The 19,983-nt window shown below is 58.1% G+C and carries 18 protein-coding genes, 5 tRNA genes and 1 riboswitch; of the genes, 5 read left to right on the forward strand and 18 right to left on the reverse strand.

Annotated features, from left to right (window positions below; all coding sequences use genetic code 11):
- Window positions 1-278 precede the first annotated feature (278 nt).
- Window positions 279-355: transfer RNA gene (locus LOY43_RS21235), tRNA-Arg, on the reverse strand.
- Between the two features lie 294 nt (window positions 356-649).
- Here LOY43_RS21235 and LOY43_RS21240 point away from each other — a divergent pair.
- Both LOY43_RS21240 and LOY43_RS21245 read left to right on the forward strand, forming a co-directional pair.
- The gene (locus tag LOY43_RS21240) at window positions 650-886 is read left to right on the forward strand and encodes a hypothetical protein (protein ID WP_258708686.1); all 237 of its coding nucleotides are present in this window, start codon (window positions 650-652) and stop codon (window positions 884-886) included.
- Between the two features lie 20 nt (window positions 887-906).
- The gene (locus LOY43_RS21245) at window positions 907-1,086 is read left to right on the forward strand and encodes a PA3371 family protein (protein ID WP_095048111.1); all 180 of its coding nucleotides are present in this window, start codon (window positions 907-909) and stop codon (window positions 1,084-1,086) included.
- Here the strand turns inward: LOY43_RS21245 and phnN are convergent.
- Complete coding sequence (gene phnN, locus LOY43_RS21250; RefSeq protein WP_095048112.1) at window positions 1,061-1,630, reverse strand: phosphonate metabolism protein/1,5-bisphosphokinase (PRPP-forming) PhnN; 570 nt, start codon at window positions 1,628-1,630, stop codon at window positions 1,061-1,063. The genes LOY43_RS21245 and phnN overlap by 26 nt on opposite strands.
- Window positions 1,631-2,020: 390 nt before the next feature.
- On the opposite strand from phnN, the gene LOY43_RS21255 reads away from it, so the two are divergent.
- Window positions 2,021-2,347 (forward strand): Arc family DNA-binding protein, encoded by a 327-nt coding sequence (locus tag LOY43_RS21255; RefSeq protein WP_003178899.1) that lies wholly within the window; start codon window positions 2,021-2,023, stop codon window positions 2,345-2,347.
- Window positions 2,348-2,460: 113 nt separating this feature from the next.
- Here LOY43_RS21255 and mgtE read toward each other — a convergent pair whose 3' ends face one another.
- Window positions 2,461-3,903: a magnesium transporter gene (gene mgtE, locus LOY43_RS21260; protein ID WP_258708687.1), complete on the reverse strand. Its 1,443-nt coding sequence runs from the start codon at window positions 3,901-3,903 to the stop codon at window positions 2,461-2,463.
- Window positions 3,904-4,224: 321 nt separating this feature from the next.
- On the opposite strand from mgtE, the gene LOY43_RS21265 reads away from it, so the two are divergent.
- Window positions 4,225-4,743: a cell envelope protein SmpA gene (locus tag LOY43_RS21265; protein WP_095048114.1), complete on the forward strand. Its 519-nt coding sequence runs from the start codon at window positions 4,225-4,227 to the stop codon at window positions 4,741-4,743.
- A gap of 19 nt (window positions 4,744-4,762) precedes the next feature.
- On the opposite strand, the gene LOY43_RS21270 is transcribed toward LOY43_RS21265, so the two are convergent.
- The 8 genes from LOY43_RS21270 to ltaE all read right to left on the reverse strand — a co-directional run bounded on the left by LOY43_RS21270 (window position 4,763) and on the right by ltaE (window position 10,874).
- A tRNA-Arg gene (locus LOY43_RS21270) sits at window positions 4,763-4,839 on the reverse strand.
- Between the two features lie 71 nt (window positions 4,840-4,910).
- Window positions 4,911-4,987: transfer RNA gene (locus tag LOY43_RS21275), tRNA-Arg, on the reverse strand.
- Window positions 4,988-5,059: 72 nt separating this feature from the next.
- A tRNA-Arg gene (locus LOY43_RS21280) sits at window positions 5,060-5,136 on the reverse strand.
- Window positions 5,137-5,243: 107 nt separating this feature from the next.
- Window positions 5,244-5,334, reverse strand: a tRNA-Ser gene (locus tag LOY43_RS21285).
- A gap of 62 nt (window positions 5,335-5,396) precedes the next feature.
- Window positions 5,397-5,585 carry a carbon storage regulator CsrA gene (csrA, locus tag LOY43_RS21290; protein WP_002554426.1) on the reverse strand — a complete coding sequence of 63 codons (189 nt, stop codon included), beginning with the start codon at window positions 5,583-5,585 and terminating at the stop codon, window positions 5,397-5,399.
- Between the two features lie 187 nt (window positions 5,586-5,772).
- Window positions 5,773-7,014, reverse strand: coding sequence for an aspartate kinase (locus LOY43_RS21295; RefSeq protein ID WP_007919332.1), 1,242 nt, complete (start codon window positions 7,012-7,014; stop codon window positions 5,773-5,775).
- Between the two features lie 90 nt (window positions 7,015-7,104).
- Complete coding sequence (gene alaS, locus LOY43_RS21300; RefSeq protein ID WP_258708688.1) at window positions 7,105-9,723, reverse strand: alanine--tRNA ligase; 2,619 nt, start codon at window positions 9,721-9,723, stop codon at window positions 7,105-7,107.
- A 146-nt stretch (window positions 9,724-9,869) separates the two neighbouring features.
- Window positions 9,870-10,874, reverse strand: coding sequence for a low-specificity L-threonine aldolase (gene ltaE / locus LOY43_RS21305; protein WP_258708689.1), 1,005 nt, complete (start codon window positions 10,872-10,874; stop codon window positions 9,870-9,872).
- A gap of 198 nt (window positions 10,875-11,072) precedes the next feature.
- Window positions 11,073-11,244: riboswitch (FMN riboswitch) on the forward strand.
- 101 nt (window positions 11,245-11,345) lie between these two features.
- Here ltaE and LOY43_RS21310 point away from each other — a divergent pair.
- Entirely contained in the window at window positions 11,346-11,855 is a 510-nt protein-coding gene (locus tag LOY43_RS21310; RefSeq protein WP_095048117.1) for a 6,7-dimethyl-8-ribityllumazine synthase, read from the forward strand.
- Between the two features lie 152 nt (window positions 11,856-12,007).
- On the opposite strand, the gene astE is transcribed toward LOY43_RS21310, so the two are convergent.
- The 7 genes from astE to LOY43_RS21345 all read right to left on the reverse strand — a co-directional run bounded on the left by astE (window position 12,008) and on the right by LOY43_RS21345 (window position 19,862).
- A complete protein-coding gene (astE, locus tag LOY43_RS21315) occupies window positions 12,008-13,018 on the reverse strand; it encodes a succinylglutamate desuccinylase (RefSeq protein ID WP_258708690.1) in 1,011 nt (336 codons plus the stop codon).
- A gap of 12 nt (window positions 13,019-13,030) precedes the next feature.
- Window positions 13,031-13,321, reverse strand: coding sequence for a hypothetical protein (locus LOY43_RS21320; RefSeq protein WP_016983958.1), 291 nt, complete (start codon window positions 13,319-13,321; stop codon window positions 13,031-13,033).
- A 57-nt stretch (window positions 13,322-13,378) separates the two neighbouring features.
- On the reverse strand, window positions 13,379-14,725 hold the full coding sequence (gene astB / locus LOY43_RS21325; protein ID WP_257355933.1) for an N-succinylarginine dihydrolase: 1,347 nt from the start codon (window positions 14,723-14,725) through the stop codon (window positions 13,379-13,381).
- Window positions 14,726-14,864: 139 nt separating this feature from the next.
- Window positions 14,865-16,334 (reverse strand): succinylglutamate-semialdehyde dehydrogenase, encoded by a 1,470-nt coding sequence (astD, locus tag LOY43_RS21330; RefSeq protein WP_258709942.1) that lies wholly within the window; start codon window positions 16,332-16,334, stop codon window positions 14,865-14,867.
- Complete coding sequence (gene astA, locus LOY43_RS21335; RefSeq protein ID WP_095048121.1) at window positions 16,331-17,356, reverse strand: arginine N-succinyltransferase; 1,026 nt, start codon at window positions 17,354-17,356, stop codon at window positions 16,331-16,333. Before astA ends, astD begins: the two co-directional genes overlap by 4 nt.
- Before the next feature lie 51 nt (window positions 17,357-17,407).
- The gene (aruF, locus tag LOY43_RS21340) at window positions 17,408-18,427 is read right to left on the reverse strand and encodes an arginine/ornithine succinyltransferase subunit alpha (protein ID WP_007951057.1); all 1,020 of its coding nucleotides are present in this window, start codon (window positions 18,425-18,427) and stop codon (window positions 17,408-17,410) included.
- Window positions 18,428-18,641: 214 nt separating this feature from the next.
- Window positions 18,642-19,862, reverse strand: coding sequence for an aspartate aminotransferase family protein (locus LOY43_RS21345; protein WP_008077923.1), 1,221 nt, complete (start codon window positions 19,860-19,862; stop codon window positions 18,642-18,644).
- Window positions 19,863-19,983: the final 121 nt, after the last annotated feature.

Consider the following 19,983-nt stretch of genomic DNA (forward strand, 5'->3'; position numbering starts at 1 on the left):
AACTCATTGAATATCAAGGAGTTTTCCGTTTCGACTGCGCCGGAAGTGGGGCGAATTATAGACATCCTGAATCTGCCGTCAACCGTTAATTTCACTTTTCTATCAAAGCAGGCGAAAAAGCTCCCTCTATATAGACACAACTCCCATGCCTGATTCGAACTCAACCAGAAAGCCCTCCAAGAGAAAGCGCATACAAATTACGACTAGGCCTTGCCACGCCTGCTGATTGAGCGCTTCAAGACCATCGAGTATTAAAGGAGGGGAGTTTCAACAATAGATGGTGTCCCAGGGCAGGTTCGAACTGCCAACCTTCCCCTTAGGAGGGGGATGCTCTATCCAATTGAGCTACTGAGACACACGCTTTGTCGCAGCAGACGCTGCATGACGGACGGCGTGCATGTTAACCACCGAACCCTGATTTGTCATGTCGTCCGTTTGGCTTTTAAGTGTAGGCAAGCGGCCTGCAATGCTGCGGGAAGATTTACCGTGCATTTTGCACGCCCCCAGAAAAGCCACTGTTGCAGATTGCAATCTGCACAATTCGAGAAACCCGCTCAAATGCTTGTTTTTAAAGGACTTAACAGAGGTTAAACTGTTGGCACGACGGCTGCTTTGTCTGCTCTATCGAAGAACATTCGGAGCTACATCCATGAACAACGCCCTTTTGCTTGCAAATGCAATTGCTCTAGCGGTTTTGGTGAGCTTCCAGTTTGTGCCCGAGCGTGCAACACAGAAGCCATTGGCCCAGCGCATGCCGCATTACTTGCAGGTACAAAAAGCCCCCCAACTGGCGGTGCTGAACGATCAGGACACCTCTACCCCACAGGCCGTCAGTAACTCCGAGCAGGTGCGACCAGCACTGACCTCCGAATATCTGGTTTTTTGAAACATCTTCAGGAGTAAAACATGTCCAAGTCAGCTGCGGGATTTCTGATCCTCGCCCTATTGAGTGGCGTTGTGCATTTATCGCTGTTCGAGGGCGCTGAAATCACCCTGCCCCTGATTGGCTGCGCCATTTTTGCCACACTATTTGTGTTGGCACTGGCTGCGGGAAGAAAGATCAAATTTGATCCGGTTTTACGCTGAGCCTGATCAGACGCAAAAGATCACTGACGGCCTCCGCCAGCTCCCCGGAATTATCAATGACATTTACCGGCTCATCACTTGACCGCCTATCCTTGAACAACATATTGCGATCCAGTCTTGCGTCAATTTGCTCAAGCGTTTCTCGACCGCGCTTGAGCAGACGCTCTCGCAACACCTCACCCCGAACTGTCAGCAAAACTGGCAGCAGCGCGGGATAGCGCTCCATTGCTTGACGCAGATTGGCCCGGGAACCATTGACCAATACATGCCGTCCGGCATTCAGCCATTGATCCATTTCCACTGGAATCCCGTAGGCGAGACCATTGGCACGCCAGGCCAATGAAAATTCGCCGGCGCGCTCACGCTGCTCAAACTCATCCGGTGTCACCCCAACAGCATCCTCCCCCACCGATTCGGCAGATCGCGTGATCACCCGACGCATCACTTCACAGTTCAATGCACGTAAGGGGGCTCGCGCAGCCTCGATCAAACTGTCCTTGCCTGACCCGGACGGCCCCATCAAGTAAATTAGCTTGCCATCCATCCTGAAAACGCCCTCCAGCAGGTGTATGCCACTAGTAAATCGGCAATTTGCCACTATCCTGTACAGGTAAGGAACAAGGATGCAGAACCCGCATAGCATGCACGTTCTGATGCTATCGGACATCAATTGATGTGCAGCAGGAAGCGGACAAGGATGCGGACAGAGGTGAAGATTTCTAACCAGTCCGCATTTCTGATAATTGGTGCTGGCATTACGCCTTTACCCAGCTCAATATTTGTCACAGAATTGACGCCAATGATCTGGCAATTTTGAGGCATGATGCGGGCCTCTTAACAATTCAGGTTGAACCATTTGGCGCGGATGCTTGTCCTACCACACATCCTGCGGCCAATCCCGAGAACCGCTCCCCTGAACTAACCGGTTAAATATATGCGCCCATTGAAACAGGCAATTTATTCCAGCCGTACGGCTGACAAGTTCGTCGTACGTCTGCCAGACGGAATGCGTGAACGCATTGCCGAGGTGGCTCGCAATCATCATCGCAGCATGAACTCCGAGATCATTGCGCGCCTTGAGCAGAGTCTTATTCAGGAAGGTGCACTGGGCGAAGAGCTGAGCATGCGCCTGGACAGCCCGGAACTGTCGTTGCACGAGCGCGAGCTGTTGCAACGTTTCCGCCAGCTGTCTCATCGTCAGCAAAACGCTTTGGTGTCCTTGATTGCCCATGACGCCGAAATGGCAGCAGACGCGTCCTGAGCCATACCGAACATCTCAAGCCAGCTTAATTGCTGGCTTTTTTTTGCGCGGCATTTGAGATTTCGCAGCCACAAAAAAGCCCGCCAATTGGCGGGCTGTTTCGCTAATACCGATCAGAGCAGGAAGATTGTCGCCAGCCCGAGGAAGATGAAGAAACCACCGCTGTCCGTCATCGCAGTGATCATCACGCTCGCCCCCATCGCCGGATCTCGCCCCATCTTCGCCAGGGTCATAGGGATCAACACCCCCATCAACGCAGCCAGCAATAGATTCAGCGTCATCGCTGCCGTCATTACCACGCCCAACGACCAACTGCCGTAGAGCAGATAAGCAACGACGCCGATCACACCGCCCCAGACCAAGCCGTTAATCAAGCCCACCGCCAACTCCTTGCGCATCAGACGCGAGGTATTGCCAGTGCTGACTTGGTCGAGCGCCATGGCGCGAACAATCATGGTGATCGTCTGGTTACCGGAATTGCCGCCGATACCCGCCACGATCGGCATCAGCGCTGCGAGCGCTACCAGCTTCTCGATCGAGCCTTCGAACAGACCGATCACTCGAGAGGCGACAAACGCAGTGATCAGGTTGACCGCCAGCCATGCCCAACGGTTGCGTAAAGACTTCCAGACGGAGGCGAAGATGTCTTCCTCTTCACGCAAACCGGCCATGTTGAGAACTTCGCTCTCGCTTTCTTCACGAATCAGGTCGACCATTTCGTCGATCGTCAGACGGCCGATCAACTTGCCGTTCTTGTCGACTACAGGGGCCGAGATCAAGTCGTAACGCTCGAACGCCTGAGCGGCGTCGTAAGCACCTTCGTCCGGATGGAAACTCACCGGATCGCTGGCCATCACCTCGGCAACCTGTTTCTCCGGATCGTTGACCAGCAGACGCTTGATCGGCAACACACCCTTGAGCACGCCGTCGTAATCGACCACAAACAGCTTGTCGGTGTGGCCGGGGAGCTCTTTGAGTCGACGCAGATAACGCAGAACCACTTCGAGACTGACATCCTCACGGATGGTGACCATCTCGAAGTCCATCAACGCACCGACCTGCTCGTCGTCGTAAGACAGGGCCGACCGTACGCGTTCACGTTGCTGGTTATCCAGACTCTCCATCAGCTCATGGACGACGTCTCGCGGCAGCTCGGAAGCCAGGTCAGCAAGTTCGTCGGCGTCCATGTCCTTGGCCGCAGCCAAGAGCTCGTGATCGTCCATGTCGGCGATCAGCGTTTCACGAACGGAGTCGGATACTTCGAGAAGAATGTCGCCGTCGCGATCAGCCTTGACCAATTGCCAGAGCGTCAGACGATCGTCCAGCGGCAAGGCTTCAAGGATGTAGGCGACGTCGGCAGAGTGCAGATCATCGAGCTTGCGTTGCAGCTCGACGAGATTTTGTCGGTGAACCAGATTTTCGACGCGATCGTGATGCGCGCCTTCCTGGCGGTGAGTCAGGTCTTCCACGACCCGCTGACGCTGCAGCAGTTCGACGACCTGAGCCAGGCGATCCTGCAGGCTTTCTTGTGATTTCTTTACTTCGATTTCAGACATAGGCGAACTCCACTCCCAGCAGCGGGGCACGCCGGAAGGATCAATCAGTCAATTCATGATTGGTGAAACTATTTACTGAGTAACTACTGGGTAAGTCCATGGAGGTTTTCCATAAGCCCCGGCGGGGCTGACGGGCGCAATGATACACCGCCTGACGGTTTAAAACGTTAAAAAATCGCGGTCGAAACAAGCGCTTGCGAAACAAACCTGAGCACTGTCCTGATCCCTGCAAATGCGACGACTCATCCTGAAAAGAAAACACACCGGCGCTTGAAAATGTAGCGACTACCCTTGAGCGTAGATCGTCATGGAGGACGCCGAATGCCATTGAAACCATCCCACCTTGTGCTCACCTGTCTGCTCTGCCTGCCGCCCACCGGGGCCGCCCTTACCCTCCATCGTTGCGAAGCCGATGATGGCAGCATCACCTTCACCTCGATGAGTTGTGCGCACGGCGAGCAGCGCTCAGCACAGGAAGTCCACCCCTATTCCCCCGGATCAGTCGTGGCGGTGATGCCGGAACACAACCATGAAGAAATATCCGGGATGACAACAAAAACTCGAGCACTGGGGATTGTTGGTCACGCTGAAGACAGATGCGGAAACCTGATCGACGCCAGGCAACGTCGCGAAGCGATCATCAATCGCCGTGTCATTGCCGGCATGAGCCAACAAGATGTCGAGAGCGCGCTAGGTAAACCGCACAAGGTAAATATCCGAACATCGACGACGAGCTATCGATACGACCTCAAGCGAGGACGTTCGGCTCAAATTGATTTTGACGAGCGAGGATGCGTGAAAGCAAAAGCCAAATCCCGGACAGCAAAAAGCCCGCGTTAAACGCGGGCTTTTTGGTATATGGTGCACTCGACAGGATTCGAACCTGTGACCGCTCGGTTCGTAGCCGAGTACTCTATCCAGCTGAGCTACGAGTGCATTTGTGTTTTTAGACCAGACCACAACTGGCTGAAACCAAGTTATTCACATTGCTGCAACTAACTCTTAAATGGTGCACTCGACAGGATTCGAACCTGTGACCGCTCGGTTCGTAGCCGAGTACTCTATCCAGCTGAGCTACGAGTGCATTTGTGTTTGTTAGACCAGATCACACCTGGTTGAAGCCAAGTCATTTACATTGCTGTAACTGACTCTTAAATGGTGCACTCGACAGGATTCGAACCTGTGACCGCTCGGTTCGTAGCCGAGTACTCTATCCAGCTGAGCTACGAGTGCATTTGTTGCGCCGCATTATAGCCCGTCTAATCTCTATTCCAACCACTTTTTCTATTAATTTCAACAACTTACAGAAAAAGCCAGATTACAACGTACTAAGCAAATAATGGCGGAGAACGGGGGATTCGAACCCCCGACACCCTTTTGAGGTGTACTCCCTTAGCAGGGGAGCGCCTTCGGCCACTCGGCCAGCTCTCCGCAACACGGGGCGTATCTTAACCAACCTTTTCCCCGTTTGCAAACATAAAAATCGATAAAAATTAATGGCTTGGTTCTTCGTCCTTCTCTTTCTTTATACGCAGGTAAATTTCCTCACGGTGCACGGCAACCTCTTTCGGGGCGTTGACGCCGATACGCACTTGGTTTCCTTTAACGCCGAGCACGGTCACGGTGATTTCGCCATCACCGATAATCAGGCTTTCTGCGCACCGACGAGTCAGAATCAGCATACCTTTCTCCTCACGCAATTCATTTCAGGGACAACAGTCTGCAAAAAAAAGGCACCCGACCTACAACCGGAGCGATCGTAGCCCTACATGCCTGAGTATTGACCAGCGCGAGCAAAAGAACAGTTCAGGGCTCGCGCCATTCAAAAAATAAAGGGCGCGGTCAGACCGCGCCCTTCAAGAAACGGAATTACTCGCCCTGACGGGCCGGAGCATCCAGTTCGAAAGCCGTGTGCAGGGCGCGCACGGCCAGTTCCAGGTACTTCTCTTCAATCACCACGGAAACCTTGATTTCCGAGGTCGAGATCATCTGGATGTTGATGCTTTCTTTCGCCAGGGATTCGAACATGCGGCTGGCCACACCTGCGTGGGAACGCATGCCGACGCCGACGATCGAGACCTTGGCAATCTTGGTGTCGCCAACCACTTCACGGGCACCGATCTCGCGAGCGGTGTTTTCCAGCACGGTCTGTGCGGCCTGGTAGTCGTTGCGGTGCACGGTGAAGGTGAAGTCGGTGGTGTTATCGTGCGCGACGTTCTGCACGATCATGTCGACTTCGATGTTCGCGGCACTGATCGGGCCGAGAATCTTGAACGCCACGCCCGGGGTGTCTGGCACACCACGGATGGTCAGCTTGGCTTCATCGCGGTTGAAAGCGATGCCGGAAATGATCGGCTGTTCCATGGTTTCCTCTTCATCAATAGTAATGAGGGTGCCCGGACCCTCCTTGAAGCTGTGCAGTACGCGCAGCGGAACGTTGTACTTGCCGGCGAATTCCACCGCACGGATCTGCAACACCTTAGAACCGAGGCTGGCCATTTCCAGCATCTCTTCAAAGGTAATCTTGTCCAGACGCTGAGCGACCGGCACAACGCGCGGGTCGGTGGTGTAGACACCATCAACGTCGGTGTAGATCTGGCACTCGTCAGCCTTCAACGCGGCAGCCAGTGCCACGCCGGTAGTGTCGGAACCGCCACGACCGAGGGTGGTGATGTTGCCGTGCTCGTCGACGCCCTGGAAACCGGCGACAACCACCACGCGACCTGCTTTCAGATCACCGCGAATCTTCTGGTCATCAATCTGCAAGATACGCGCTTTATTGTGCGCACTGTCGGTCAGGATCCGCACCTGATTACCGGTGTACGACACCGCCGGCACACCGCGCTTGATCAGCGCCATGGCCAGCAGGGCAATCGTCACCTGCTCGCCGGTGGAAACAATCACGTCCAGCTCACGCGGAACCGGTTGAGTGTCGCCACTGATTTGCTTGGCCAGATCGATCAGACGGTTGGTTTCGCCGCTCATTGCAGACAGCACAACCACCAGGTCATCGCCGGCATCGCGGAATTTCTTAACCTTGTCGGCGACCTGCTCGATTCTCTCGACGGTACCGACCGAGGTGCCTCCAAATTTCTGTACGATCAAAGCCATTTCAAAGCCGCCTCTGCCCATGAAGGGCGCCCAATAATCACTCGAACAGCCGCCGGACCCGCCACTAGACTGCGGGCCGGGCGGACTGCCTTATAAACCCTGCTCGACGAATGGAACGGTCAGCGCCAAAGCACCATCCAGTGCGTCGGCGTCGACACCGCCGCCCTGCGCCATGTCCGGACGACCACCGCCCTTCCCGCCCACTGCCGCAGCAGCCTGCTTCATCAAATCACCGGCTTTGAGTTGGCCAGTCAGGTCCTTGGTTACGCCTGCAACCAGTACGACCTTTTCCTCATGGACACTGCCGAGCAGGATCACTGCGCGGCCGAGTTTGTTTTTCAGCTGATCAACCAGCGCCAGCAGCGCCTTGCCGTCCTGACCATCCAGACGTGCGGCCAGAACCTTCACACCCTTGACGTCCACTGCCGAGTTCGACAGATCGTCGCCCGCGGCACTGGCAGCCTTGGCCTGTAACTGCTCCAGCTGTTTCTCCAGTTGGCGGTTGCGCTCCAGCACAGCCGACAGCTTGTCGATCAGGTTGTCGCGGCTGCCCTTGACCAGGCTGGCCGCTTCCTTGAGTTGTTCTTCTGCCGCGTTCAAGTAAGCCAGTGCTGCAGCACCAGTGACTGCCTCGATACGACGCACGCCTGATGCCACACCGCCTTCGCTGATGATTTTCAGCAGGCCGATATCGCCGGTACGGTTGGCGTGGATACCGCCACACAGTTCGACGGAGAAATCGCCGCCCATGCTCAGCACGCGCACGTTGTCGCCATACTTCTCGCCGAACAGCGCCATGGCGCCTTTGTTCTTCGCGGTTTCGATGTCGGTTTCTTCGGTTTCAACCGCGGAGTTCTTACGGATCTCCGCGTTGACGATATCTTCCAGCGCTTTGATCTGTTCCGGCTTGATTGCTTCAAAGTGACTGAAGTCGAAACGCAGACGCTGGCTATCCACCAACGAACCTTTCTGCTGAACGTGCTCGCCCAAGACCTGACGCAATGCAGCGTGCAGCAAGTGCGTGGCCGAGTGGTTCAGCGAGGTAGCGTGACGCACTTCGGCATCGACGTGGGTTTCCACTGGCGCGCCAATGGTCAGGCTGCCCGAGTCCAGCACGCCGTGGTGCAGAAAGGCGCCACCGGTCTTGGTGGTGTCACGTACGTCGAAACGCGCGTTACCTGCCTGCAGGAAACCGCAGTCGCCGATCTGGCCGCCGGATTCAGCGTAGAACGGCGTCTGATTCAGAACGATCACCGCCTCTTCGCCCTCATTCAAGACGTCGACCGACTGACCATCTTTATAGATAGCGACAATTTTTGCCGAACCGCTGGTGTCTTTGTAACCGGTGAATTCGGTGGCGACATCAACCTTGACCAGGGTGTTGTAGTCCAGACCGAAGGAGCTGGCCGAACGCGCGCGAACACGCTGGGCTTCCATCTCACGTTCGAAACCGGCTTCGTCGACAGTCAGGCTGCGCTCGCGGGCGATGTCGGCGGTCAGGTCCATCGGGAAACCGTAGGTGTCGTAGAGTTTGAACACCACGTCGCCCGGCACCACGGTGCCTTTGAGTTCCAGCAGATCCTGCTCGAGGATCTTCAGGCCGTGCTCCAGCGTTTTGGAGAACTGCTCTTCTTCAGCCTTGAGCACACGTTCGATGTTGCTCTGCTGCTTCTTCAGTTCCGGGAACGCTTCGCCCATCTCGGCGACCAGCGCCGCGACGATCTTGTAGAAGAAGCTGCCGGTGGCGCCCAGCTTGTTACCGTGACGGCAAGCGCGACGGATGATCCGGCGCAGTACATAACCGCGACCTTCGTTGGACGGCAGCACGCCGTCGGCGATCAGGAAGCCGCACGAACGGATGTGGTCGGAAACAACCTTGAGCGAAGACTGGTCGCCATTTTCGCAACCGATGGCTTCAGCGGAGGCCTTCAGCAGGTTCTTGAACAGGTCAATGTCGTAGTTGGAATTGACGTGCTGCATCACCGCACTGATCCGCTCCAGGCCCATGCCGGTATCGACCGACGGCGCTGGCAACGGATGCAACACGCCATCGGCGGTGCGGTTGAACTGCATGAACACGTTGTTCCAGATCTCGATGTAACGGTCGCCGTCTTCTTCCGGCGAGCCCGGTGGGCCGCCCCAGATGTGGTCGCCGTGATCGTAGAAAATCTCGGTGCATGGGCCGCACGGGCCGGTATCGCCCATGGTCCAGAAGTTGTCGGAGGCGTAAGGCGCGCCTTTGTTGTCGCCGATGCGGATCATGCGCTCGACCGGCACACCGATTTCTTTGGTCCAGATGTCATACGCTTCGTCGTCGGAGGCGTAGACAGTGACCCAGAGTTTTTCCTTCGGCAGTTTCAGAACGCCGGTCAGGAAGGTCCAGGCAAAGGTAATCGCGTCGTGCTTGAAATAGTCGCCGAAGCTGAAGTTACCGAGCATTTCGAAGAATGTGTGGTGACGAGCGGTATAACCGACGTTTTCCAGGTCGCTGTTCTTGCCACCGGCACGCACGCATTTCTGGCTGCTGGTCGCGCGGGTGTACGCACGTTTTTCCTGGCCCAGGAAGCAGTCCTTGAACTGGTTCATCCCCGCGTTAGTGAACAGCAGGGTCGGGTCGTTGCCCGGAATCAAAGAGCTGGAGGCTACACGGGTGTGGCCTTGCTCTTCGAAGAAGCGAAGGAAGGCTTCACGGATTTCTGCGCTTTTCATTAGGTTCTTCCACGGAGGCTGCGGCCAAAGGCCTGTTCGAAACGTCAACAGACGAAGCGACGGCAAAGGGCCGCATTATATCGGCCCTGCGCGCGGGGTACAGCGTGTTTATACGATAGAAACGGTCAATTGGACGGCTAACGCTATCACTTGCGCGAAAACTCGACGAATGTCGCGATCACTTGCTCGATTTGCGAGCGTTTGACGTCCATGTGCGTGACCATGCGCAGACGTGCGGCAGCGCTCAACTTGATCCCGCGTTCGGCGGCAAAGGCCTTGATCGCTTCAGCTTTTTCACCCATTTGCACATAAACCATGTTGGTTTGCACCGGTTCGACGATGAAACCTGCTTCACTCAAGCCCTCGGCCAGTAACTGTGCGTTGGCATGGTCGTCTGCCAGACGATCAACATTGTGGTCCAGCGCATACAGCCCCGCCGCTGCCAGCAGCCCGGCCTGACGCATGCCGCCGCCAACCATTTTGCGCAAGCGACGAGCCTTGCCGATCAATTGCTCAGAGCCACACAGCACTGAGCCCACCGGCGCGCCAAGGCCTTTGGACAGGCACACCGACACCGAATCAAAGTACCGAGTGATTTCCCGAGCATCGACGCCCAGCTTGATTGCCGCGTTGTAAAGGCGCGCGCCGTCGAGGTGCAGTTGCAAGCCTTTGTCCTGAGTGAAGCGGCGGGCGCGGGCCAGATACTCCAGCGGCAGGACTTTGCCTTGCATGGTGTTTTCCAGCGCCAGCAAACGAGTCCGGGCGAAATGGAAGTCGTCAGGCTTGATCGCCGCCGCGACCTGATCCAGATCCAGCGAACCGTCGGCCTGCACTTCCAGCGGCTGCGGCTGGATCGAGCCCAGCACCGCCGCGCCACCGCCCTCATATTTGTAGGTGTGCGCCTGCTGGCCAACGATGTATTCGTCGCCGCGCTCACAGTGCGCCATCAACCCCAACAGATTGCTCATGGTGCCCGTCGGTACGAACAATGCGGCAGCAAAACCCAATCGCTTGGCCAGTTCGGCCTCGAGACGATTGACCGTCGGATCTTCGCCGTAAACGTCATCACCGGTGTCCGCTGCGGTCATCGCATCGAGCATGGCGGGAGTCGGTTGGGTGACGGTGTCGCTGCGAAGATCGATAACGCTCATGAACCTGGCCTCTAATCAGCAGGGGAAATCCCTTTACGAAGTTGAATTACTGCGGTCATCGCTCGGATTAATCAACCCTTGCGCAAGGAAAAGTCGTTTCGAACCGCCAGAAAATTCGATGGCAATCATCAGAAAGGCGCAATGCACACAGCCACAATCTGTGTTAAAAACGCTGCGCCGCCCGATAAAGGGCGGCAAAAACGTTCTCAGGGCGGGGTGCAATTCCCCACCGGCGGTAATTGCGCGCAATGCGCATAGCCCGCGAGCGCTTGGCGACGAACACAGCTTGGGTTGTGCGCGGTGGCAAGGTCAGCAGACCCGGTGTGATTCCGGGGCCGACGGTCATAGTCCGGATGAAGAGAGAACGGGATTAACGCCAAAGGGCCGTCCGCGCGATGTTGTGCGTGTGCGCACCCTTGAATCCCTTTCGATTCATAACGCCCTGTTTTTCACACAAACAGGAGTCAGAACATGCAACCCACCGCTATCGACAGCAAAAGCAAACACCCTCACGGCGAGCGCGTCGCGTTCATTCAGGCCTGCTGGCACAAGGAAATCGTCGACCAGAGCCGTAAAGGCTTCGTCGCCGAAATGCTTGCCTTGGGTTATCAGGAATCGGACATCGACATCTTCGAAGTCGGCGGCGCTTTTGAAATGCCTCTGCACGCCAAGTTGCTGGCCAGAACCGGTCGTTATGCCGGCATCGTCGCCGCAGCCCTGGTCGTGGACGGCGGCATCTACCGTCACGAGTTCGTCGCTCAGTCGGTGGTCAGCGGCCTGATGCAAGTGCAGCTGGAAACTGAAGTGCCGGTGTTCTCGGTGTCCCTGACGCCGCATCACTTCCATGCCGGTGACGAGCATCAGAAGTTCTTCTTTGAGCACTTTGTACACAAGGGCCAGGAAGCGGCGCGGACTTGCGCCGATACGTTGCGCAAGGTTCGCGCACTGCGCCGCACCGAGCCGCATGCTGTAGCGGTCTGACGCCGAGTGAGGTTTTGACCTCACTCAAATCAAATGTGGGAGCGAGCCTGCTCGCGAAGAGGAACTGCCAGTCGATGATAAGTTGACTGATAGACCGCTTTCGCGAGCAGGCTCGCTCCCACATTGGGTTTGTGCCGGTTTAGAGATCGCTGTCAGGCGAGGTTTTCGTCGGTGGCCGGCACGATCAGGATGCCCGCGCGCAAGCCGTTCTTGACCTTGGGATTGGGAAAGATGATGCGTGCTCCCTCCTCCTCAATCACCCAACGGGTATTGGCCAAATCCTCGGCCAGCACGTAACCCACTTCCAACTCTGAAAAGTTTTCGATGTCCTGCGGCAGGTTCAGGCGGAATGCATCGCTGTGCTTGATGATTTCCCGGGCGACGCTGAACAGCTGCAAACCGTCCAGCCCCTGCTCAGCCATCTGCGGCTCGTTGCCTTCAATGATCTGCTGCAGACGGGTTTCCAGCAGCGAGACATTGACCCCGTCGTTCTGCCCGAACGGCCGCGCCTTGCCCAGTTCCAGCGTGAAAGCCTCGGCACCGAGCTTGTCGTAGGTGTACGAGCTGAAGACGATCGACGGTTTGTTCTGCAACAGCACCGCTTCCATTCCGGCAGCGCGCAGACGTGCCAGCTCCAGACGCGAATGCTGGCGACCTTCCTTCCACGGATAGAGTGCGAACTGTTCGATCTTCGAACCGCGAATCGCCGTGTGCAGGTCATAGTGCAGACGCTGGCGATCCGGCAGGCTGAAGAAACTCGCCGCCAGACGTTCCAGCTCACAGGCACGCAGCGCTTCGCTGCCACTGCTTTGTTCATGACGGCCGTTGAACAGCCGATTGACGTCCTGCTCGACGAAACGCTCGCCCTTGCGAATCGCTTCCGGGTTGCCGAACAGGAACAGAATGCGTGCGCGCGGCTTCAGATCGCCGCGGGCGATGTCGTGCAGCAGCCGGTCAAGCAACTCGATCGGCGCTGTTTCGTTGCCGTGAATACCTGCCGACAGCAGCAGGTCCAGGCCATTGTCGCGTGCTTCGGGTGGCCGCACTTCCAGCGCACCTTCGCTCAACCAGCGCATACGCACGCCTTCGACAGTCAGTTGAGTCTTCTCCGCCGGTTCGCGGCCGGCGAGGGTCAGTTCAAGCAGTTTGCCGAGGGCGAGCATAGAGCGGTTTCCTTAGTGATCGTGGTTGCAATCCGGGCCGTGCACGTGGTCTTCGTCGTCGCCGACGTCAGCCGGTTCCATTTCCAGTTGCAGACTTACCAGATTAGTCGCCAATGGGCGCAGCAGCAGGTTGGCGTACTCGGCGTCACCTTCTTCAACGTCCACGCCGATCAGCAGTTGGCCACGGCCGTCCTGCTGGATCCACAGCTCTTTGCCTTGCCACATGACCGCGACGCGGGTGCACGAGGTTTGCAGTTGCGTGCCGTCGGTGTCTTCAAGGATCAACTGCAGGGAATCGCTCATGTTTTTACTCTCTTGGGGAGACAAGCCGCGCGCCGCGTTCAGGCGACGCGCCGGCCATCAATTGATCTGGAATGGATAAACCGCGCCCAGTTTAAGGATTTGCGTCAGTTCATCCAGTGCCGTCCGGCATTCAAGCAGCAATTGCGGATCCGCCAGATCGGTTTCGCTCAGGCGGTCGCGGTAGTGCTTTTCAACCCATGCGGTCAACGAACCGTACAACGGTGGCGTCATGATAACCCCTGGGTTGACCGCCGCCAGTTCGGTTTCGTTAAGCGCGACGCGCAGTCGCAGGCACGCCGGGCCACCACCGTTCTGCATGCTTTGCTTGAGATCGAAGACTTTCACTTCGCGGATCAGGCCGCCGGAGCTGGTCAGCTCTTGCAGGTAAGTCCAGACGCGCTCGTTGGCCTGGCACTCTTGCGGCACGATCAGCAGCATCGAACCGTCAGGACGCGAGAGCAACTGGCTGTTGAACAGGTAGGAACGCACCGCATCATCCACGGTGACTGCCGAACGCGGCACACACACGGACTGGAAGTTGCCGCCGACTTTGGCGAGCTTGCTTTGCAGTTCGGCCAGCATCTGATCGGTCTCGAGGAACGCGTCCTCGTGATAGAACAGCACTTCACCGTTACCCACGGCGATCACGTCGTTGTGGAACACGCCTTGATCGATCACGTTCGGGTTTTGCTGCGCGTAAACCACGCCTTCGTCACGCAGACCGTGCAGACGCGCAACGGCTTGCGAGGCTTCGAGGGTCTGGCGCGCCGGATATTTCTGCGGCGCCGGGTAGCGATTGTCGAAGGCACTGCGACCGAATACGAAAAACTCGACGCCCGCTTCGCCATATTCGCGGCAGAAACGTGTGTGGTTGGCCGCACCTTCGTCGCCGAACTGCGCCACTGCCGGCAACGCGGCGTGATGGGCGAAGTGCTGCTGATTGGCGAACATCGCGCCGAGCACGCGGCTGGTGGTCGGGTGCTCGATGCTGCGGTGGTATTTGCAGTTGAGGTTGGCGGCGGTGAAATGCACGCGACCGTCTGCGGTGTCGGCACTCGGGCTGACAGTCGCGGCGTTAGCCACCCACATGCTCGACGCGGAACAACTGGCGACCAGCAGCGGCATCGCCTCTTTGGCGGCGCGCTCGATCACTTGCGCGTCGGTACCGCTGAAGCCCAGACGGCGCAGAGCGGCCACGTCCGGACGTTCCTGCGGTGCGAGCACGCCTTGCTGAAAGCCCATTTCCATCAGCGCTTTCATCTTCGCCAGACCTTGCAAGGCCGCTTCCTTCGGGTTCGAAGACTGCTGGCTGTTGCTCTGGGAAGCAACGTTACCGTAGGACAGACCACCGTAGTTATGGGTCGGCCCCACTAGACCGTCAAAATTGACTTCATAGGATTTCATCAGCGAGGCTCCACGAGAATCTGTTGTTATAGGCTTCAGGTAACAATTCAGTCAGACCGCGTCGCGGCTATCGCGAGCAGGCTCACTCCTACAGGGATTTTCATCGCTCTTGTAGGAGTGAGCCTGCTCGCGATGGCCGTTACGCCATTTTCACGCCAGGCGTCAGGGCAGCAGGCAACACCAGGCTTGGGGTTTCCAGCGAGGCCACCGGGTACGCGCAGTAATCCGCCGCGTAATAGGCGCTGGCGCGGTGGTTGCCCGAAGCGCCGACACCACCAAACGGCGCGCTGCTCGCAGCGCCAGTCAGCTGCTTGTTCCAGTTGACGATACCGGCGCGGCTTTCCAGCCAGAACTGCTGATAACGCGCTTCAGAATCCGACAGCAGACCTGCGGCCAGGCCGTAAGCGGTGTCATTGGCTTCCGCGATCGCCGCTTCAAAATCAACGTAGCGAATCACTTGCAGCAACGGGCCGAACAGTTCTTCGTCCGGACGCTCGGCAACCGCCGTCACGTCAACAATGCCCGGCGTCAGCAACGCCGCTTGCGCCTGCGGCTGAGTCATTTCAAGCAGCGATACTGCGCCGTTGGCCAGCAGATGTGCTTGAGCGTCCATCAGTGCTTTCGCCGCGCCAAGGGAAATCACCGAGCCCATGAACGGCGCCGGCTGCTGGTCGAACGCGCCGACTTCAATGGTCGCGCTGACCTCAACCAGACGCTTGAGCAGGCTGTCGCCCCAGGCGCCTTGCGGCACCAACAACCGGCGTGCACAGGTGCAACGCTGACCGGCAGAGATGAACGCCGACTGAATGATCGTGTAAACCGCCGCATCCAGATCAGCGACCTGATCGACCACCAGCGGATTGTTGCCGCCCATTTCCAGCGCCAGAATCTTGTCCGGACGACCGGCGAATTGCTGGTGCAGGTGATTGCCGGTGCGGCTCGAACCGGTGAAGAACAGACCGTCGATGCCCGGGTTCGCCGCCAGCGCGATGCCGGTTTCGCGCGCACCTTGCAACAGGTTCAACACGCCCGCCGGCAGACCGGCCTCGATCCAGCACTTGACCGTCAGCTCGGCGACTTTCGGGGTCAGTTCGCTGGGCTTGAACAATACGCTGTTGCCGGCCAGCAGCGCCGGAACGATATGGCCGTTCGGCAAGTGCCCAGGGAAATTGTAAGGACCGAACACCGCGACCACGCCGTGCGGCTTGTGGCGCAGTACGGCGGTGGCGTCGCCCAACGGGCCGCTCTTCTCGCCGGTACGCTCACGGTAGCTCTGCACCGAGATGGCAATTTTGTTGACCATGCTGGTGACTTCGGTCGCGGATTCCCACAACGGCTTACCGGTCTCTTCACCAATGGTGCGAGCCAGTTCGTCAGCGTGGTTTTTCAACGACGCGGCAAAAGCCTCAAGCACAGTGATGCGCTCTTCCAGCGTACGACGTGCCCAGCCTGGAAACGCCTGACGCGCAGCTTGCACAGCCGACTCAACCTGCGCAGCCGTGGCACCCTCCCCCGACCACAGCACTTGCTGGGTCACCGGGTTCAGCGATTGAAAGGCTTCGCCCTGGCCGGCCAGCCACTCACCTGCGATGTATAGCGAATTCATTATTTCGACTCCCGTGCAGCGGACAACGCCACGGCGCGCACTTGATCGCCAGCGTTGAGTTGAAGACGTTTGGCGGTCTGCGGATCGACCACCAGAGTGCCGGCAGCCAGACGCGCCGGCGCAGCAGTGATGCGGCAATCTTCGCGCTTGCGGTTATGGATGATGAACGGCGTCGCGTCTTCGCCCGGCGTGCCAACGGCGAGCACCAGCGCTTCACTGTCACGCACTGCGCGGATCTTGCCGGTTTCGCATTCAATGGCCGGACCTGCGTCGAAGATGTCGACGTAACCCTGGTAGCTGAAACCTTCGCTCTTGAGCATCGCCAAGGCGGGCTCGGTGTCCGGGTGCACCTGACCGATGACGTTACGTGCGCCTTCGGAGAGGAAGCAGGTGTACAGCGGGAATTTCGGCATCAGCTCAGCAATGAACGCCTTGTTGCCGACACCGGTCAGGTAATCGGCCTGGCTGAATTCCATCTTGAAGAAGTGACGACCGAGACTTTCCCAGAACGGTGAACGGCCGGCGTCATCGGACACACCGCGCATTTCGGCGATGATCTTGTTGCCGAACAATTCAGGGTATTCCGCGATGAACAGCATGCGCGCCTTCGACAGCATGCGACCGTTCAGACCGTTGCGGTAATCGGCGTGCAGGAACAGCGAGCACAGCTCGGAATTGCCGGTCAGATCGTTCGCCAGAAACAGCGTCGGGATCTCGCGGTAGATGTTCAGCTCTTGCGAAGCGCTGACGGTCAGACCGACACGGAAGTTGTACCACGGCTCACGCAGACCAACGGCGCCAGCAATGGCGGAAATCCCTACCACGCGGCCATCGTCGTCTTCGAGCACGAACAGGTAGTCCGCGTCGCCACGGCCAGCTTCGCCGCGAAAGGTCTTCTCGGCCCAGCCGACCCGGTGGGCCAGACGTTCTTCGTTGGCCGGCAATGTGGTCAGGCCGGTGCCGGTGCTGCGGGCCAGGTCGATCAGAGCGGATAAATCGCTGCTGCGTACGGGACGAACAATCATGCTATCTCCTCAAACGGGCCGCCTTCGCCACCCGTGAAACTCGCTAAGGCGTTAAACCGCCACTAGGCGCACGCTGGCACCTTCACCGACGCCCAGGGCTTCGGCCGCTTCCAGATCCAGAGTCACCGGTTTGCCCGGCGCGTAATCCAGCTCCAGCAACACCGCGCGGTAATCCTGCAGCTGCGCGTTAGCCACCAGATACTGACGCCCGGCACCTTTCACCGGCTCGCCGATCTTCACCGGCACCACGCGGCTCTGAGCGATCGAACGGATCCCCGACACACGTGCATGCAGGGTCGGACCACCGTCGAAAATGTCGATGTAGTGATCGGTCTCGAAGCCTTCGCGCATCAGGATGTCGAAGGTGATCTGCGCACGCGGGTGCACCTGGCCCATCGCCTCTTGGGCGGAATCCGGCAGCAGCGGTACGTAGATCGGGTAATGCGGCATCAGCTCGGCGAGGAACGTACGGCTTTTCAGCCCGCACAGACGCTCGGCTTCAGCGTAATTGAGGTCGAAGAAGTTGCGACCAATGGCATCCCAGAATGGCGAGTCGCCGTTCTCATCGCTGTAACCGACGATCTCGGTCACCACCGAATCGGCGAAACGCTCAGGGTGGCTGGCGACGAACAGCAGACGGCCACGGGAGTTGAGCTCGGACCACGGCGAACCCACCAGCTCGCGCTGCACGTAGAAACTGGTCAGCAAGCTGTTGCCAGTCAGGTCGTGGCACTGCGAAAGCACGTGGATCTTGTTGTGGATCTTCAGCTCGCGGGAGGCGTGGACGAAGGTCTCGTTGCGGAAGCTGTAGAACGGCTCCGAGTAACCGGCCGAAGCAACAATCGCCGAGCAGCCGACCAGCTTGCCGGTGGCGGTGTCTTCGAGGACGAAGAAATAGCTCTCCTCGCCATTGAAGCTCACTTCGGCGGCAAACGAGGCTTCGCTCGCGGCGATCTTGTCGCTCAGACGTTCCACGTCATCCGGCAAGGAAGTGACACCAATCGGGCTGTCCGCAGCCAGACGCTGTACCTCGCCCAGATCAGCCATTTGCGCGGGGCGCATCACCAGCATGGTGTCACTCCTTTCTCTTATAAATTCACAGAAAAAAATAACCGGGCCTACATGGAGATCAATGTAGGAGTGAGCCTGCTCGCGATTGCGGTCTGTCAGAAACCAATGAGTTGACTGACATACCGCAATCGCGAGCAGGCTCACTCCTACAGTTGATCTGGTCCGGCATAAAATTTTGATCGACGCCTGAAAACTCCAGGCGCCGAAGGGTCTATCAGGCTTGCGTCAGTGCAGCAGCAGCGCGTTCGAAGCGGTCCAGACCAGCATCGATATCGGCGTCTTCCACCACCAGGCTCGGGGCGAAACGGATCACGTCCGGGCCGGCTTGCAGAATCATCAGGCCTTCTTTTTCAGCGGCGTTGAAGATGTCTTTGGCCTTGCCTTTCCAGGCATCGCTCAGCACGCAACCGATCAGCAGGCCGAGGCCACGCACCTGAGTGAACAGGCCGTATTTCTCGCCGATCTGCTCAAGGCGCGCCTTGAACTTGTCGTGCTTGGCGTTCACGCCGTTCAGCACTTCAGGGGTGTTGATCACGTCGATTACCGCTTCAGCGACCGCACACGCCAGCGGGTTGCCGCCGTAGGTGGTGCCGTGAGTGCCGACGACCAGATGTTTGGCCAGCGCTTCGGTGGTCAGCATCGCGGCGATCGGGAAACCGCCGCCCAGGCTCTTGGCGCTGGTCAGGATGTCCGGGGTCACGCCGTAATGCTGGTAAGCGAACAGCTTGCCGCTGCGGCCCATGCCGGTCTGCACTTCGTCGAACACCAGCAGCGCGTTGTTCGCGTCGCACAGTTCGCGAGCACCTTGCAGGTAAGCCAGTTCGGCCGGCAGTACGCCGCCCTCGCCCTGGATCGGTTCCAGCACGACCGCGCAGGTCTTGTCGGAAACCGCAGCTTTCAGCGCGGCCAGGTCGTTGTAAGGCACGTGGGTGATGCCGGTGATTTTCGGGCCGAAACCGTCGGAGTACTTCGACTGGCCACCAACGTTGACGGTGAACAGGGTACGACCGTGGAAGCTGTTCAGCGCCGCAATGATTTCGTACTTCTCAGTGCCGAAACGGTCGAACGCAACACGACGGGCCAGCTTGAACGCGGCCTCGTTGGCTTCAGCGCCCGAGTTGCAGAAGAACACGCGCTCGGCGAACGTGGCATCGATCAGCTTGTGCGCCAGGCGCAGGGCTGGTTCGTTGGTGAACACGTTGGACACGTGCCACAGCTTGTTCGCCTGTTCGGTCAGTGCACCGACCAGCGCCGGGTGCGCATGGCCCAATACGTTAACGGCAATCCCGCCGGCGAAGTCGATCAGCTCGCGGCCGGCCTGATCCCAGACGCGGGAACCGGCGCCACGCACCGGAATGAAAGCGGCAGGCGCGTAGTTGGGAACCATTACCTGGTCGAAATCGGCGCGTTGTACCGCAGCGTGCTCAACGGACATCGGAGTCTCCTGAAGAGGAACACTCGCCTGAAACTGGCGAGCTTGGTGAGGATTGTAAGGACAGTTTTCAGCCCGGCCTTGTCGCCAAGCGACAACTTCTTATAGCGCAAACCCCGGATTT

It is taken from the genome of Pseudomonas sp. B21-041 (assembly GCF_024748675.1).
Lineage (GTDB): Bacteria > Pseudomonadota > Gammaproteobacteria > Pseudomonadales > Pseudomonadaceae > Aquipseudomonas > Aquipseudomonas neuropathica.

Excerpts from the sequence above, each read along its gene's own strand:
- LOY43_RS21255 (WP_003178899.1), top strand. The coding sequence starts at position 2,021 with ATGCGCCCATTGAAACAGGCAATTTATTCCAGCCGTACGGCTGACAAG.
- aruF (WP_007951057.1), bottom strand. The coding sequence starts at position 18,427 with ATGCTGGTGATGCGCCCCGCGCAAATGGCTGATCTGGGCGAGGTACAG.
- csrA (WP_002554426.1), bottom strand. The coding sequence starts at position 5,585 with ATGCTGATTCTGACTCGTCGGTGCGCAGAAAGCCTGATTATCGGTGAT.
- LOY43_RS21345 (WP_008077923.1), bottom strand. The coding sequence starts at position 19,862 with ATGTCCGTTGAGCACGCTGCGGTACAACGCGCCGATTTCGACCAGGTA.
- LOY43_RS21295 (WP_007919332.1), bottom strand. The coding sequence starts at position 7,014 with ATGGCTTTGATCGTACAGAAATTTGGAGGCACCTCGGTCGGTACCGTC.
- LOY43_RS21310 (WP_095048117.1), top strand. The coding sequence starts at position 11,346 with ATGCAACCCACCGCTATCGACAGCAAAAGCAAACACCCTCACGGCGAG.
- mgtE (WP_258708687.1), bottom strand. The coding sequence starts at position 3,903 with ATGTCTGAAATCGAAGTAAAGAAATCACAAGAAAGCCTGCAGGATCGC.
- phnN (WP_095048112.1), bottom strand. The coding sequence starts at position 1,630 with ATGGATGGCAAGCTAATTTACTTGATGGGGCCGTCCGGGTCAGGCAAG.
- astE (WP_258708690.1), bottom strand. The coding sequence starts at position 13,018 with ATGCTCGCCCTCGGCAAACTGCTTGAACTGACCCTCGCCGGCCGCGAA.
- astB (WP_257355933.1), bottom strand. The coding sequence starts at position 14,725 with ATGAAATCCTATGAAGTCAATTTTGACGGTCTAGTGGGGCCGACCCAT.
- alaS (WP_258708688.1), bottom strand. The coding sequence starts at position 9,723 with ATGAAAAGCGCAGAAATCCGTGAAGCCTTCCTTCGCTTCTTCGAAGAG.
- LOY43_RS21245 (WP_095048111.1), top strand. The coding sequence starts at position 907 with ATGTCCAAGTCAGCTGCGGGATTTCTGATCCTCGCCCTATTGAGTGGC.
- ltaE (WP_258708689.1), bottom strand. The coding sequence starts at position 10,874 with ATGAGCGTTATCGATCTTCGCAGCGACACCGTCACCCAACCGACTCCC.
- LOY43_RS21320 (WP_016983958.1), bottom strand. The coding sequence starts at position 13,321 with ATGAGCGATTCCCTGCAGTTGATCCTTGAAGACACCGACGGCACGCAA.
- astA (WP_095048121.1), bottom strand. The coding sequence starts at position 17,356 with ATGATTGTTCGTCCCGTACGCAGCAGCGATTTATCCGCTCTGATCGAC.
- LOY43_RS21240 (WP_258708686.1), top strand. The coding sequence starts at position 650 with ATGAACAACGCCCTTTTGCTTGCAAATGCAATTGCTCTAGCGGTTTTG.
- LOY43_RS21265 (WP_095048114.1), top strand. The coding sequence starts at position 4,225 with ATGCCATTGAAACCATCCCACCTTGTGCTCACCTGTCTGCTCTGCCTG.